Source organism: Rhodanobacter sp. A1T4 (assembly GCF_014207185.1).
Taxonomy (GTDB): Bacteria; Pseudomonadota; Gammaproteobacteria; order Xanthomonadales; family Rhodanobacteraceae; genus Rhodanobacter.
Map to the genome: position 1 here is coordinate 15,343 of NZ_JACHCP010000009.1, position 14,440 is coordinate 29,782.

Here is a 14,440-nt window from a genome sequence, read left to right on the forward strand (position 1 = left end):
GGTTTGGCGGCGCAATGACAATTCGCACAACGGTGCTGGCTGTCATTGTGGTGAGGCTTTGCGCCGCTAGAATGCAAGCATGTCGATCAACTATCGAATAGCCGCATGGACGCTGCGAGGCATCGCCCTTGCCGGCCTCCTGGGCCTGTGTGCCTGCGCGATGGTGGACATGAAACACGTCACCTCGCGCGACTACGTTACCGACCGCCGCGCTGATGTGCTGGGTGCCAAGCGCCTCAGCGACAATACGGTGCAGGCATTGAACGTGGTGGCGCTGACCACCGACGGCTGCGAGAAAGCGTTCGTCAGCTGTTCGGATACCATCCTGCAATCGACCGGCCTCAACGAAGAGCAGCGGCTCTCGGCGCTCTCCGAGCTTTGGCTGGCGAAAGCTATCAAGAACACGAAGTCGAATGCCGCTGCGATGGATGACGAAGCGCTTGATGCTTATCTGCAGTCCGCACGCTACGCCTACGCCTATCTCTTCTACACGGCACGCAAGCCGTCGGATCGCGCGTTCGAACTGCGCCAGGTGCAGGTAATCGACTTCTACAATTTCTCCGTGCAGCGCGCGGTAACGCGCTTTTTTGAAGAGCTGCCGAAGCTTGGTTCGGACTGGACGCAGGCCTCGGTCGCCGGCTGGACCATCACGCATCCGCAGACCGATGTGCGACTGTCGGGCGACGCGCAAGTGCCCGTAGAGCTGATCCCCGCCGCAGGCCTGCGCTTCAAGGGACTGCGCGATACCTACACCAGGGATGGCTTTGGCTCGGAATTCGTCGCCATGGCGCCGCCGGATAGCGACTCCGACGCCGTGCCGTGGCGCAATCCCGACTATGTCTCGATGACCGGTGCGCTGGTTTTCGACGGCGCGACGTTGGGCGACGCACTCGCGACCAGACAGGTTCGGCTACTGGCCAAGGATCCGTATCGCGACGACACCATCACGCTCGCTGGGCGCGACGTACCGTTGGCCGCCAACTTTACGGCCGCCTATGGCGTATGGCTGGCGCGCTCGGGATTTGCCAGCCAGTCGATCCGTTCACTACTGGGCCGCGAAGGCGGCATCACCACACCGCGCGTGTTGCTGATGCAGCCATACGATCCGAACAGGCTGACCGTGGTGATGCTGCACGGGCTGGCGAGCAGTCCCGAAGCGTGGATCAACGTCTCGAACGAAGTCATGGGCGACGAAGACCTGCGCCGCAACTACCAGGTGTGGGAGGTCTACTATCCGACGAATGCCCCGGTCGCGGTGAACCTGGCGAATATCCGCAAGGCACTCGATGCCACGCTGAAGCACTTCGACCCGACGGGCAAGGCACGCGCGTCAAACAACATGGTGTTGGTCGGCCACAGCATGGGTGGCGTGATCGCACGACTGCTGGTGTCGTCGAGCAACGAGCAGCTGTGGAACGTGATACCGGTGCGCGCCAACCTGTCGGAAGCCAAGCGTCAAAAGCTGCGCCAACGACTCGCACCCTATCTCCAGTTCACCCCGATGCCGCAAGTAACCCGGGCCGTATTCATGGCCTCGCCACATCGCGGTACTCCACTAGCGCAAGGTCGACTGGCGCTGCTGTTTCGCGGACTGATCCGGCTGCCAGCAAGCCTGTTGGCGGAGGTAACGAATTTGTCCGACGTACTGAAGGATGCCTCGGCGACCGGCAAGCCCTTCCGTCTGCCCAACAGCATCGACAACCTCAGCGACAAGGATCCTTTCATCATGGCGACCGAGAATCTGCCGATCTCGCCGCGCGTGCGCTATCACACCATCGTCGGCGTGTATAAATCCAACGGCGGCCCGCTGGCCACGAGCAGCGATGGGATTGTGCCCTACTCCAGCGCGCATCTGGCCGGCGCCGACTCCGAACTCGCCATACCGTCGTGGCACAGCGTGCAGGAAACGCCGGCGGCGATCCTCGAACTGCGTCGAATCCTTCGCCTGCAGGAAGCGACGACGAAACCATCGTCACCGGTGGCAACGATCAGCGCCGCGCGCTGAACTCACCGGGCTGCCCACGCGCTATGCGCCCGCGCACAACCAACCAGTAATACGCCGCGGCCAGCACAAACAAGCCGACAAAGATCGCGAACAGCACCGCGTTGTAAAACACCATCGTCAACAGGCAGATCAGCGCAGTCACCAGCGCGATAAAGGGAAACCACGGATAGCACGGCGCGCGAAACGGCCGCTCCAGCGATGGCTCGGTGCGCCGCAGCCGCAGCAGTGCCAGCATCGAGACCAGATAAAGCACGACGGCGCCGAATACCGACAGCGTGACGATATTCGCGGTCAACGGCTGGCCGCCGATCTGCACCCAGCGATCGGAATAGATCGCCGCCACGCCGACCACGCCACCCGCTAGAATCGCCCAGTGCGGCGTGCGTCGACGCGCACCCAGCTGCGCCAGGATGGTCGGTAAAAAGCCTGCGCGCGCCAGCGCAAAGATCTGCCGCGAGTAACCCATGATGATGCCGTGAAACGAGGCGATCAGTCCGAACAGACCAATCGCCACCAGCATGTGCAGCCAGCCGCTATGGTTGCCCACGACCACGCGCATTGCCTGCGGCAGTGGATCGTTGATATTGGCCAGCGTGCGCCAGTCGCCTACACCACCGGCGAACAACATGACGCCAAAAGCCAGCACGGCCAGCGTGCCGATACCGGCGATATAGGCGATCGGTACGGTGTGCCGCGGATCGCGCACTTCCTCGGCCGCCATAGCTGCGCCTTCGATCGCCAGATAAAACCAGATCGCAAACGGAATCGCCGCCACGATGCCGCCCAACGCCTTGGCATCGAGCATGGCATGACCGGCCCAACCGTTGGCGGTGAAATGCTGCCAGGCAAAGCCAGGGGCGACCACGCCCATAAACACCAGTAGCTCGATGATCGCCAGCAGCGTGACGATCAGCTCGAAGGTCGCCGCAATGGTCACGCCGGCGATGTTCAACGCCATGAAAACCACATACGCGCCGACTGCCACCAGCTTCGGCTCCAACGCGGGAAACTGCACGTTGAGATAGGCACCGATCGACAGCGCAATCGCTGGCGGCGCAAAGACAAACTCCACCACCGTAGCGAAGCCGGCGACCAGCCCACCCCAGGCGCCGAACGCGCGATAGCTGTAGGCAAACGGCCCGCCGGCGGACGGAATCATCGTCGTCAGTTCGGTGTAGCTGAAGATGAAAGTCACATACATCACCGTGATGAACACGGCAGTGACCAGAAATCCCAGTGTGCCCGCGCTGGCCCAGCCGTAGCTCCAGCCAAAGTATTCGCCCGAGATCACCAGCCCCACGGCAATGCCCCATAGGTGAAAACCGCTAAGTGTTTTCTTCAAGCCTGCTGCTGTGTTCATCCGAGATGCCCGCCTGTGATGAAAGATCAGGTTTGAGTGCCGTGCCCGTCAGCTTGCGCTGGCGTGCTTCATGGACCAGCCACGCCAGCAGCGTGGCGGCCCGTTCGTAGCTGAGTCCGTCCGTGTGGATATTGGAGATGCAGTTGCGCAGCGAATCCGCCTGCCCCGGCTGCGGTGCCCAGGTCAGATAGACACCGAGACTGTCGGCGACGCTGAGGCCCGGCCGTTCGCCGATCAGCACCGCGACCATGCGCGCTCCCAGCCGTTGCGCGATGGCGTCGCCAAGGCCGACGCGCGCCTGCGTCGCCAGTACGATCGGTGCCATCGACCAGTCGCTGAGTCGTGCAGTGCAGGCGTCGAGCATCGCGACCGAATGATTCATCGCCGCGCGCGCCGACAAACCATCGGCGATTACGAAGGCGAGGTCGTACTCGCCGCGGGCTGCGTCAAGGGCATCTTCGCCCGCGCCCAGTTCGCGTCCCCAATCGGGCCGCAGCAGATAACTCTGCCGGTTGGTGGCGCGACTGCCGACCTCGATGCACTTACGGGGCATCAGGGCCTTGCGCAGCACGTCGATGTCCAGCGCCGCATGCACCGCGTCGCGTGCCTGACTCGCGGCAGCCTGGAAATTCAGCAGCTCCTTCGTTGGCAAGGCATCGCCGGTTCTGCCGAGTCCAATGCGTGCGCGGGTGAACTGGCGCAACCGCGCAAACGGATCGCGCGCCTGCTCGTCAATGACATGCCCATCGACAGCACGCTCGTCACTCATCAGGTCGGCGCCCCCAGCAACCGTCGCAGCGGCGCCCCGCCCGTTTGCGGCGGCGGCAGCCGACCTTCACCATCGAGCATGCCCATCTGCGCCAGCCAGCGTTCGAATTCCGGTGCCGGCTTCAATCCGCGCGCATGGCGCAGGCCGAGCACGTCGTGGAACGACAGGCTCTGGTAGTTGAGCATCACGTCATCCGCGCCCGGCACCGCGATCAGGAAATTGACGCCGGCGTTGGCGAGCAGATGCATCAGCACGTCCATATCGTCCTGATCCGCTTCGGCGTGATTGGTGTAGCAGACGTCGACACCCATCGGCAGCCCGAGCAACTTGCCGCAACAGTGATCCTCCAGACCCGCACGGATAATCTGCTTGGCGTCGTAGAGATATTCCGGGCCGATAAAGCCAACCACGGTATTCACCAGCAGCGGATCGAACGCGCGTGCCACCGCATAGGCGCGCACTTCCAGCGTCTGCTGATCGACGCCATGATGCTGACCGGCCGACAACGCGCTGCCCTGCCCGGTTTCGAAATATATGGCGTGTTGGCCGACCGTGCCGCGTTTGAGCGAACGCACCGCATCGTGCGCCTCGCGCAGCAGCGACAGGTTGACGCCAAAGCCGGTATTCGCGCCCTCGGTACCCGCCACCGACTGGAACACCAGATCCAGCGGCGCGCCGCGCTCGATCGCCTGCACCGAGGTGGTGACATGCGACAGCACGCACGACTGCATCGGTATATCGAAGCGTTGGCGCAAATCGTCGAGCAGCTTCAGCAGCGTGATGCAGTCGGACAGGCTGTCGCCGGCCGGATTGATGCCGATGACCGCATCCCCCATGCCGAACAGCAGACCGTCCAGCACGGCCGCCGCGATGCCGGCCGGGTCGTCGGTCGGATGATTCGGCTGCAGTCGGCTGGCAAGTGTGCCCGGCAAACCGATCGTGCTGCGAAACGCCGTGACTACCCGACACTTGGCGGCCACGGCGATCAGGTCAGAGTTGCGCATCAGCTTGGACACCGCCGCGACCATCTCGGGCGTCAAACCAGGCGCCAACGCGCCGAGCGTGGCGGCATCCGCTTCGTACGAAAGCAGCCAGTCGCGAAACTCGCCGACGGTGAGGTGCGCAACGGCAGCAAAGGCAGTGGCGTCATGCGTGTCGACGATCAGCCGGGTCACCTCGTCTTCCTCGTAGGGAACCAAGGCCTGTTCGAGGAAAGTCTTCAGCGGCAGATCGGCCAACGCGAAGCGAGCGGCGACGCGCTCTTCTTCATTCGTTGCCGCCAGTCCCGCCAGCTCGTCACCGGAGCGACGCGGAGATGCGCACGCCATCAGCGCGCGCAGGTCCTCGAAACGATAATGGGTGGAACCCACGGCCGCGGTATAGGCCATCGACTTGCCCTCTCGCCGGTCGATTCGATACTAGCGGTCATTTTGTGCATTGCGCAACGACAGATCGCTCTACCCTGCATTTCCCTACTCAGGGTGGTGCCTGACCCACCGCCGGCAGGCTGATGAAACTGGCGTTGCTCACCTCGTGCTATACGCGTTGGGGTTGGACGGTACTTGATCCGGGTACACATCGATCAGCGTCATCACCCAGTCGCTATCGCTGCTACAACTCTATCGACAACTCCTGCCGCTTCCCAGCGATGGCTCGATGTTTATTGTCTCGGGCACAGCATCGCGATGATCGCAACAATCATGCTGTCGGCAAGCGATCCAGCCAGTCGCCCATCTGCTTCATGACCTGGATTCGCGCTGGCTCGGCCTCGTTCATCAGCTCGTGGTAGAGCGCGGCGAAATGGCGCGTGGTCAGCTGGTTGGTCGCCCATGCTCCGGCGGCGAAATCGGTGCTGCCAGAAGGATCCACCAGCTTGTCGGCACCGGCGACCAGCAAGAGCGTTGGCACTTTCAACAGGGCTGAATCGGCAATGCAGGCGGCGCCTGCGCGGAAAATGAAGTCGGCCAGGCGCGGCGTAATTTTGTTGAAGACCAGCGGATCGTTGAGGTAGCCCGCGATGACAGAGGCATCGTGCGAAAGGTCGTCGACCTTCAAACCGTTGCTCAGCGGCAAATTCGGCAGCACCGACGCCAGCACATGGGCCAGCTTGCGCATGCCCGCGCCTTCCCAACTGCGCAGCGCCGGGGATGTCAACAGCATTGCGCCGGGTTTGATACGGCCATCCAATACGGTACGTGCCGCAACCAGGCCTCCCATGCTGTGACCAAGCAACAGTGGTGGTCTCGAATGCCCGGCGGCGTAGTCGTTATAGACAGCCGTCAGATCGGTCAACAAATCGTCGTCGTGGCGCAATGCACCTCGCGGACCTTGTGTTTGCCCATGTCCGCGCTGGTCGTAGCTACGCACATCAAAGCCGCGCGCCTGGAACCAGGCGGCAACGTGCCGATAGCGCCCGCTGTGCTCGCCCAAACCGTGCACGAACAGCACGGCTCGCTTGGCATCCGGCAGTGGCCAGCTGCGACGGCGAAGTATCTGCCCGTCGGCCATGCGCTGATCGTCAAGCAGTCCGTCGTCTGCGCTGTTCATCGCACTGCACACGCCAGATTTTGCCGCTACGCCCATGGTCCAGCCCGGTCCTGAGTCAGAGATTGCGCATCATGCTACGAGCCGCACTGCTGTTGCCACTATCTGGTGTGAGCAACGACCGATATTTCACCTAGTCATGTATATTTTTTGAGCCATCGCGCTTGAAGAGACTTCCCATGGGCTGTCTACCCGTACCTCTGTTTTTTCTGATCGGCTTCGGTATCGGCTACTTCGTCGACGGCCAACACGGCGCGCTCTGGGGCGCCGGCATCGGGCTGGTTATCGGGTTGATTGGCATGGTTGTCATGATCAAGGCGATGCGTGGGAGCGACGGGCGCTGAAGGTGGCTGCAGGGAGATCGACGCTTGTGTCGCTCTCGAATGAGGTCGCCGAATGTCCCAACTGGATGTGATAGCTACCGCCCGGCCGGCGCCAGTTTTTCTCCGTGGCATCGAACTCGGCGAGGATGTGCGGATCAGCGATGATTTCCACATGTTGCGTCGCGCCCTTCTTCAACGTGATCCGACTCCAACCGGCCAGTCGACGCGTATGCTTTTCCCCAGGCAGCGTGAGGTAAATCTGCGGCACATCGATGCCATCACGAGTGCCTCGATTGGTGACATCAAACGCGACGGTCAGTTTTCCGTTTTCCCATTTCGCCTGCAGCTTGCTGTAACCGAAGTTTGTATACGTCAGCCCGTAGCCAAACGGAAACAGCGGCTCGATATTTTGCCGCTGAAACCAGCGATAGCCGACATCGGCACCCTCGATGCGGTAGTCGACCGTGTCGGCAGGCTGGCCTTGCGGAGGCACACCGATCGACGCCAAGCCAGCACCAGGAATCTGCGCTCGTGGCAACTGCGACTCATCCTTCGGCCAGGTCAACGGCAGACGGCCTGACGGAGCCACCTCACCGAACAACAGCCGCGTGATAGCTTCACCGCCGCGCGCACCCGGGTACCAGGCCTCCAACACCGCACTGGTTTGATCCAGCCACGGCATGTTTACCGGCCCGTTGTTTTCCAGCACCACGATGGTGTGCGGATTGGCCTTGGCAACGGCGGTGACCAGCGCATCCTGATTGTCGGGCAACACCATGTTCGGTCGATCGAACGACTCGGCATCCCACTGTTCGACGAACACCACGGCCACATCGGCGTGTGACGCCAGTTGGGTGGCTGCCGCGGTATCGTGACCGTCGTTGAACTGGACCTTACCCGGCAAGCGGCGGCTGATCGCTTCCAGCGGCGCGGAAGGCTGATAAACGCGTGGCCCTGGCCAGCCATCCGGCGACATGCCGGGTACTGCGTTGCCGGCAGGCGGATACACCACCGACGAACCGCCGCCGCTAAGCACACCCTTGTCAGCATGACCGCCAATCAGCGCGATCGATTTGAGCGATCCCGACAGTGGCAGCAGACCGTGCTCGTTGCGCAACAACACAGCGCCGGCTTCTTCCGCACGCAGAGCGACTTCGCCATCAGCGGCGAAGTCGATGGGCGCTGCCTTTGCCGGCTGATCGATCACCCCCACGGCAAACATGCTGCGCAGAATACGTCTGACCATATCGTCGACGCGTGACTGCGGCACCTCACCGGAAGCAATGGCCGCGCGCAGCGGCTGGTCGAAATACACCGCCGGGTCGAACACTTCGCCCGCCGATTCCTGATCGAGCCCGGCCAGTGCCGATTTGCCGGCGCTATGCACAGCGCCCCAGTCGGACATCACATAACCGGGATAACCCCAGTCGCGCTTCAGCACACTGTTGAGCAACCAGTCGTTTTCACAGGCGTACACCGCATTGAAGCGGTTGTAGGCGCACATCACCGAACCGGGATGGCCGATGCCGATGGCGATCTCGAACGCCAGCAGATCGGACTCGCGCGCGGCGGGCTCGTCGATCTGCGCGCTGAGCGTATTGCGCCCGGTTTCCAGTGCATTGAGCGCGTAGTGCTTTACGGTGGCGATGACTTTTTGATCCTGCACGCCACGCACCGCGTTACCCGCGATGGTGCCGGCCAGCAGCGGATCTTCGCCGGCGTATTCGAAATTGCGGCCATTGCGCGGATCGCGTTCAAGGTCGACACCACCGACCAGCATCACGTTGAAACCTTTTTTTCTTGCCTCACCGCCGATCATCGCGCCGCCAGCGTAGGCGATCTGCGGATCGAAGCTGGCAGCCGTCGCCAGACCGCTTGGCAGCGACGTCGCACCACCGCTCTTGTCTGCTTTTGCCACACCCAGTCCGGCGTCAGTCTCCTGCAATGCCGGCAGGCCGAGGCGGGCCAACGCCGGTAAGTAACCGGCCGAAGTAAGCGCGCCTGATGGCATCGCCCTGCCCTGGCTCGGTTGACCGAAGTCGGCGCGGATCAACCGGAACTTTTCATCCTGCGTCATCGCTTTTAGCACCAGCGCCGCGCGCTGATCCGGTGAGAGCGACATATTCATCCACGGTCGCGCCACTGGCGCGCTAGAGGCTGTGGCCCATGCCATGGCAGCCACGCTGCCGACGAAGAACAATCCAACTCCAAAATGGTTTGCGCGTGCCAAAGCGAACTCCTTTCTCGTTCAAGCCGATAACCAAGGATGCCACGCTCGGTCAGGCGATGTCCGTGAACATGGTTCAGCCCAGAGGCTGCTGACAGACCGCAAATGCCATTGCAGCATGACAAAAACAGGCAACAAAAAACCCGCTCGACGGCGGGTTTTCAGGGCTGCTTGCAGCCACAACGCAATGGAGGCCTAGGTCGGAATCGAACCGGCGTACGCGGCTTTGCAGGCCGCTGCATGACCACTCTGCCACCAGGCCATTGCGTGCTACTTCGCGATCATCCTTATCGAATCAGAATGATCGCAGGTTGCCTCTAAAAAACAAAACCCCGGTAGTCCGAGGCTTTGCTGAAAACTGGAGCGGGAAACGAGACTCGAACTCGCGACCCCGACCTTGGCAAGGTCGTGCTCTACCAACTGAGCTATTCCCGCAACTGAGCGGCGAATCATAGCAGAAGCAACTCGCCTGTGAATACCCGCCGCATCAAATGCCACTCTGATTTGCCGCTTTTTGAGCAACTACCTGCACGCAAGTCCCAAACAGCAAAGCCCCGAACAAGTCGGGGCTTTGCTTGAAAACTGGAGCGGGAAACGAGACTCGAACTCGCGACCCCGACCTTGGCAAGGTCGTGCTCTACCAACTGAGCTATTCCCGCATTGGAGCCGGGCATTCTAATACGTGAATGCGGATCGTCAACCCCGCATCTCCCGATTTCGCACGATGGACCTCACGCCTCGTGATCAGGCTTGCTGGCGCCTTGCGCCACAGGCACATCACCGCGAAGCATCGGCCATGCAGCGCGCAGGTAATAAACGCCTGACCAGATGGTAAGGATGCCGGCGATCACCAGCAGGCCTTCGCCGATGTGATACAGCCGCAAGGCAGTGGCCTCCTTCTCGTGCTGCACGATCAGCACCACCAGCGCCACCATCTGCATGATGGTCTTGAGCTTGCCGACCAGCGCCACCTTCACTGTGGCACTCATGCCAATTTCAGCCATCCATTCGCGCAATGCCGACACACTGATCTCGCGGCCGACGATGACAGCCGACGTCAGTGCCAGCAGGATGCTCGACCAGCCACTGGTCGGATCGGATTCGACCAGCAAAAACAGTGTCACCGCCACCATCAGCTTGTCGGCGACCGGATCGAGAAACGCACCAAACGCCGAGGTCAGGTTCATCCGGCGTGCCAGGTAACCGTCCAGCCAGTCGGTAATCGCCGCGAGCACGAACACGATGGCCGCCGTGATGTTGTGTCCCGGAAACGGCAGGTAAAACACCGCGACCATCACCGGCAGCAACGCGACGCGGAAGAGGGTCAGCCAGGTTGGCAGGTTGATGCGCATTTGAAGTCCAATGGTTTGTTGCAGTGTCGCATGGCATAGCTTCAACGGATGAACAAAAGCTGCAGGGATCAAGCCGAAAATACAAAATCCGGACCAGAAATTTCACGGATGCAGACTGGCATAGATTCGCTCTGCCAGACCACGATCAATACCCTTTATCTGCATCAACTCCTCGACGCCGGCGCTCTCGACGCCAGACAAACCGCCGAATGCCTTCAGCAGCGCCGAGCGACGGCGTGCACCGATGCCAGGTACGTCTTCCAACACGCTGCGCTCGCGGGCCTTTTCCCGTCGCTTGCGATGACCGCTGATGGCGAAACGGTGGGCCTCGTCGCGCACCGCCGCCACCAGATGCAGGGCCGGCGATGACGAACCGGGATGCAGCTCGCGACCGAGACTGCCGGCGGCCTTGCGCGCCAGTACCAGGGTCTCTTCGCCTGCACGCCGGCCTGGCCCTTTGGCGACGCCAACCACTTCGATGCCGGTGACGCCCAGTTCGCCCAGTACATCCAGCGCCTGCGCTACCTGGCCGTTACCGCCATCGATCAGGAGCACGTCGGGCTTCGCACCTTCGCCGTCAGCGACTTTGCGGAACCGCCGGGTCAGCGCCTGATGCATGGCAGCGTAATCGTCACCCGGCGTGATGCCCGCGATATTGAAGCGGCGGTAATGCGATTTCTCCGGCCCTTCAGGCCCGAATACCACGCACGAAGCGACAGTGGCCTCGCCCATCGTATGGCTGATGTCGAAGCACTCGATCCGTCTGGGCGAAAAATCCAGCTCAAGCACTTTCTGCAGGTCGTCAAAGCGCGTGCCCAGTGTCTGCCGGCTGGCCAGCCGAGCCGTCAGCGAGGCGCGCGCATTGCGCTGAGCCATCTGCAGGAATTGCGCGCGATCGCTGCGCACGCTGGATTTCAGCTCCACCACGTGACCGGACTGTTCGGCCAGCAGCTCGGCGAGCATGGCCTGGTCGGCAATCGGCTCACCGAGAATCAGCTCACGTGGCACCGGCCGGTCGAGGTAGTACTGCGCGATGAACTGCGCCAGCACGTCGGGCGATTCGGCATCCAGCGGCAACCGCGGAAAGAAATCGCGTGTGCCCAGGCTGATGCCGTTGCGGAAAAACAGCACGCTGACGCAAGCGATGCCCGATTCGATACTGCAGGCGATCACATCCATGTCGGCGCTGGCGCCCTGCACGTGATACTGCGCCTGCAGTTGGCGCAGGGCCGCGACCTGATCGCGCAGGATCGCCGCGCGCTCGAACTGCAACGCCTTGCTGGACTGCTCCATGGCCTCGCCCAGTTCGTCGAGCACGGCATTGCTGCGGCCTTCGAGAAACATCTGCGCATGGCGCACGTCGCTGGCGTAATCGTCTACGCTGATAAGCTGTACGCACGGCGCCGTGCAGCGGCCAATCTGGTGCTGCAGGCAGGGCCGCGAACGGTTGCGGAAATAGCTGTCCTCGCACTGGCGCACTTTGAACAGCTTCTGCATCAAGCTGAGGCTTTCACGGACCGCGTAAGTGCTCGGATAAGGTCCGAAAAACTTGCCCTTGAGGTTCTTTGCGCCTCGATGAAACGCCAGCCGCGGATAATCCTCACCGTTGGACAGGTAGATGTATGGATAGCTTTTGTCGTCGCGCAGCAGGATGTTGTAGCGCGGCTTGAGCGACTTGATCAGCTGCGATTCCAGCAGCAGCGCCTCGCCCTCGGTCCTCGTGACCGTGATCTCGACACGGGCGATCTGCGACACCATCGCCGCAATGCGCGGCTCCATCCGCGGCTTCAGGAAATAGCTGCCGACGCGCTTCTTGAGATTGCCCGCCTTGCCGACGTAAAGCAGCTCGCCCTCGTCATCGAAATAGCGATAGACGCCAGACGAGGTCGTCAGCGTCTGAACAAAGACTTTGCCGTCGAACGGCTGCGGTGGGGGAACCTGCATGCCGAGACTTTAGCGCGCCGCGCTGCGTGATGCTGCTGCCAACGACTCGCCGCGCCGAAGTCGAACGATCAAACCATCCACACCCTGCTCCGCCAGCTTCAATACATGCCGGAATGCATCCAGGTCCTCGTAGTAAGGATCGGGCACGATCGGTGGGACGTACGGGTCCAGGCCGGCCGCGTCGAGAAAGAGGCTCACACGATCTTTGTCATCGACGGGACTGTGTTCGCGCAGCAAGGCAAGGTTGTCATCGTCCATCGCCAAAATTGCGTCGAAGCGACTGAAATCATCGGCAGCCAGCTGCCGCACGCGATGATCGCGCAAGCTGTAGCCTGCTTCCTCGGCGACGCGTATCGAGCGGGGGTCCGCACCCTGCCCCACGTGCCAGCCTCCGGTACCGCAGGAATCTACCGCGACCGACAGCCCCGCGTCAGCAAACCGCTGGCGAGCGACCGCAGCCACCAGCGGCGAGCGACAGATATTGCCCAGGCAGACGAAGAGTATCGATGAGGTCATGGCGTGAAGATATTCGAAGAAACCGCTGTGCTTTTTAGATGGGGCCGTAGACCCCGCGAGCAAGGACTGCGGGACACGATTCCCCCGTGTTGCGCAATGCGGAACCACATCGGCATCGAGCAGGCTAAAATGGGGATCGGCCCACGTCAAAGGAAACACCGAGTGATCATTCATCCCAAGGTTCGAGGCTTTATCTGCATCACCGCGCATCCCGTGGGTTGCGCGAAGAATGTGCAGGAGCAGATCCAGATCACCGAGGCGCTGGACAAGCCATCGATCGGCCCCAAGCGTGTGCTGGTGATCGGCGCTTCGACCGGCTATGGCCTAGCCAGCCGCATCACCGCGGCGTTCGGCTATGGCGCGGCGACCCTAGGGGTTTTCTTTGAAAAGCCGGGTACGGAAAAGTGCGGCACAGCCGGCTGGTACAACGCCGGCGCGTTCGACAAACTGGCCAAGCAGGCCGGCCTTTTCAGCAAATCGATCAACGGTGACGCGTTTTCGAATGAAGCACGCCAGCACGCCATCAATATCATCCGCAATGAGATGGGTGGCCAGATCGATCTGGTGGTCTATTCGCTTGCCTCGCCCGTGCGCAAGCTGCCCGGCAGCGGTGAACTGAAGCGCTCGGCGCTCAAAACTATCGGCGAGGTTTATACCGCCACCACGGTCGACACCAACAAGAACGCCGTGGTCGAAGTCTCGGTGGAACCAGCGACGGAGCAGGAAGTGGAAGACACCGTCGCCGTGATGGGCGGCGAGGACTGGTCGCTCTGGATCGACGCGCTGAGCGAGGCCGGCGTGCTGGCGGACAACGCCAAAACCGTCGCCTACAGCTACATCGGCACCGAAATCACCTGGCCGATCTACTGGCATGGCGCGCTGGGCCGGGCCAAGCAGCATCTCGATCGCACCGCCAGCGAATTGCGCGAGCGGTACAAAGCGAAAGGTCTTGCCGCGAACGTGGCCATGATGAAGTCCGTCGTGACCCAGGCCAGCGCGGCGATTCCGGTGCTGCCGTTGTATATCGCGCTGGTGTTCAAAGTGATGAAGGAAAAAGGCCTGCATGAGGGCACCATCGAGCAGGCCAACCGCCTTTTTCGCGAGCATTTGTACCGTGCCGACGGTCAGGCGCCGGTGACCGACGAAGAGCACCGCCTGCGGCTGGACGACTGGGAGCTGCGCGAAGACGTGCAGGCGCGCTGCAAGGAGCTGTGGCCGCAAGTCACTACCGAGAACCTGTTCGAGATCAGCGACTACGCCAGCTACAAGCATGAGTTCCTCAAGCTGTTCGGCTTCGAACGCGCAGACGTCGACTATGAGGTGGATGTGCCGACCGTACTCGCCTTTGATTGCGACGAGCTTTGAGTGATCTGTTACGCCGTCGATTCAACGATACGACG

General features: G+C 61.8%; 11 protein-coding genes and 3 tRNA genes. 3 read left to right on the top strand and 11 right to left on the bottom strand.

From position 1 onward, the window contains the following. Positions 1-79 precede the first annotated feature (79 nt). Complete coding sequence (locus tag HDE80_RS17335) at positions 80-2,005, top strand: alpha/beta fold hydrolase (RefSeq protein WP_184673008.1); 1,926 nt, start codon at positions 80-82, stop codon at positions 2,003-2,005. Here the strand turns inward: HDE80_RS17335 and eat are convergent. From eat to HDE80_RS17355, 4 genes are all read right to left on the bottom strand, one after another. Continuing rightward, positions 1,989-3,347 (bottom strand): ethanolamine permease, encoded by a 1,359-nt coding sequence (gene eat, locus HDE80_RS17340; RefSeq protein WP_255483907.1) that lies wholly within the window; start codon positions 3,345-3,347, stop codon positions 1,989-1,991. The two genes, HDE80_RS17335 and eat, sit on opposite strands and share 17 nt — an antisense overlap. Continuing rightward, the gene (gene eutC, locus HDE80_RS17345; protein ID WP_184673012.1) at positions 3,331-4,134 is read right to left on the bottom strand and encodes an ethanolamine ammonia-lyase subunit EutC; all 804 of its coding nucleotides are present in this window, start codon (positions 4,132-4,134) and stop codon (positions 3,331-3,333) included. The genes eat and eutC overlap by 17 nt, the downstream gene beginning before the upstream one ends. Then, on the bottom strand, positions 4,134-5,522 hold the full coding sequence (locus HDE80_RS17350; RefSeq protein ID WP_184673014.1) for an ethanolamine ammonia-lyase subunit EutB: 1,389 nt from the start codon (positions 5,520-5,522) through the stop codon (positions 4,134-4,136). Before HDE80_RS17350 ends, eutC begins: the two co-directional genes overlap by 1 nt. A 310-nt stretch (positions 5,523-5,832) precedes the next feature. Further along, entirely contained in the window at positions 5,833-6,681 is an 849-nt protein-coding gene (locus HDE80_RS17355; protein WP_184673016.1) for an alpha/beta hydrolase, read from the bottom strand. Between the two features lie 176 nt (positions 6,682-6,857). Here HDE80_RS17355 and HDE80_RS17360 point away from each other — a divergent pair, with 176 nt between their 5' ends. Further along, on the top strand, positions 6,858-7,022 hold the full coding sequence (locus tag HDE80_RS17360) for a hypothetical protein (protein WP_184604527.1): 165 nt from the start codon (positions 6,858-6,860) through the stop codon (positions 7,020-7,022). Here HDE80_RS17360 and HDE80_RS17365 read toward each other — a convergent pair. The 7 genes from HDE80_RS17365 to HDE80_RS17395 all read right to left on the bottom strand — a co-directional run bounded on the left by HDE80_RS17365 (position 6,991) and on the right by HDE80_RS17395 (position 13,040). Beyond that, positions 6,991-9,231 (bottom strand): beta-glucosidase, encoded by a 2,241-nt coding sequence (locus HDE80_RS17365; protein WP_345776474.1) that lies wholly within the window; start codon positions 9,229-9,231, stop codon positions 6,991-6,993. The genes HDE80_RS17360 and HDE80_RS17365 overlap by 32 nt on opposite strands. 185 nt (positions 9,232-9,416) lie before the next feature. Next, positions 9,417-9,490 (bottom strand) — tRNA-Cys (locus HDE80_RS17370). 97 nt (positions 9,491-9,587) lie between these two features. After that, positions 9,588-9,663 (bottom strand) — tRNA-Gly (locus HDE80_RS17375). 148 nt (positions 9,664-9,811) lie between these two features. After that, positions 9,812-9,887 (bottom strand) — tRNA-Gly (locus HDE80_RS17380). Positions 9,888-9,959: 72 nt separating this feature from the next. Continuing rightward, on the bottom strand, positions 9,960-10,580 hold the full coding sequence (gene pgsA, locus HDE80_RS17385) for a CDP-diacylglycerol--glycerol-3-phosphate 3-phosphatidyltransferase (RefSeq protein ID WP_184604529.1): 621 nt from the start codon (positions 10,578-10,580) through the stop codon (positions 9,960-9,962). Between the two features lie 102 nt (positions 10,581-10,682). Next, the gene (uvrC, locus tag HDE80_RS17390; RefSeq protein ID WP_184673018.1) at positions 10,683-12,524 is read right to left on the bottom strand and encodes an excinuclease ABC subunit UvrC; all 1,842 of its coding nucleotides are present in this window, start codon (positions 12,522-12,524) and stop codon (positions 10,683-10,685) included. 9 nt (positions 12,525-12,533) lie between these two features. Then, positions 12,534-13,040 (bottom strand): low molecular weight protein-tyrosine-phosphatase, encoded by a 507-nt coding sequence (locus HDE80_RS17395; RefSeq protein ID WP_184673020.1) that lies wholly within the window; start codon positions 13,038-13,040, stop codon positions 12,534-12,536. Between the two features lie 162 nt (positions 13,041-13,202). Between HDE80_RS17395 and fabV the strand changes: the two genes are divergently transcribed. Next, positions 13,203-14,405 (top strand): enoyl-ACP reductase FabV, encoded by a 1,203-nt coding sequence (gene fabV / locus HDE80_RS17400; protein WP_184673022.1) that lies wholly within the window; start codon positions 13,203-13,205, stop codon positions 14,403-14,405. The last annotated feature ends 35 nt before the right edge of the window (positions 14,406-14,440 follow it).

Coding starts and splice junctions, on each gene's coding strand:
- HDE80_RS17335 (WP_184673008.1), top strand. CDS start 80: ATGTCGATCAACTATCGAATAGCCGCATGGACGCTGCGAGGCATCGCC.
- eutC (WP_184673012.1), bottom strand. CDS start 4,134: ATGAGTGACGAGCGTGCTGTCGATGGGCATGTCATTGACGAGCAGGCG.
- HDE80_RS17350 (WP_184673014.1), bottom strand. CDS start 5,522: ATGGCCTATACCGCGGCCGTGGGTTCCACCCATTATCGTTTCGAGGAC.
- HDE80_RS17355 (WP_184673016.1), bottom strand. CDS start 6,681: ATGAACAGCGCAGACGACGGACTGCTTGACGATCAGCGCATGGCCGAC.
- HDE80_RS17360 (WP_184604527.1), top strand. CDS start 6,858: ATGGGCTGTCTACCCGTACCTCTGTTTTTTCTGATCGGCTTCGGTATC.
- pgsA (WP_184604529.1), bottom strand. CDS start 10,580: ATGCGCATCAACCTGCCAACCTGGCTGACCCTCTTCCGCGTCGCGTTG.
- uvrC (WP_184673018.1), bottom strand. CDS start 12,524: ATGCAGGTTCCCCCACCGCAGCCGTTCGACGGCAAAGTCTTTGTTCAG.
- HDE80_RS17395 (WP_184673020.1), bottom strand. CDS start 13,040: ATGACCTCATCGATACTCTTCGTCTGCCTGGGCAATATCTGTCGCTCG.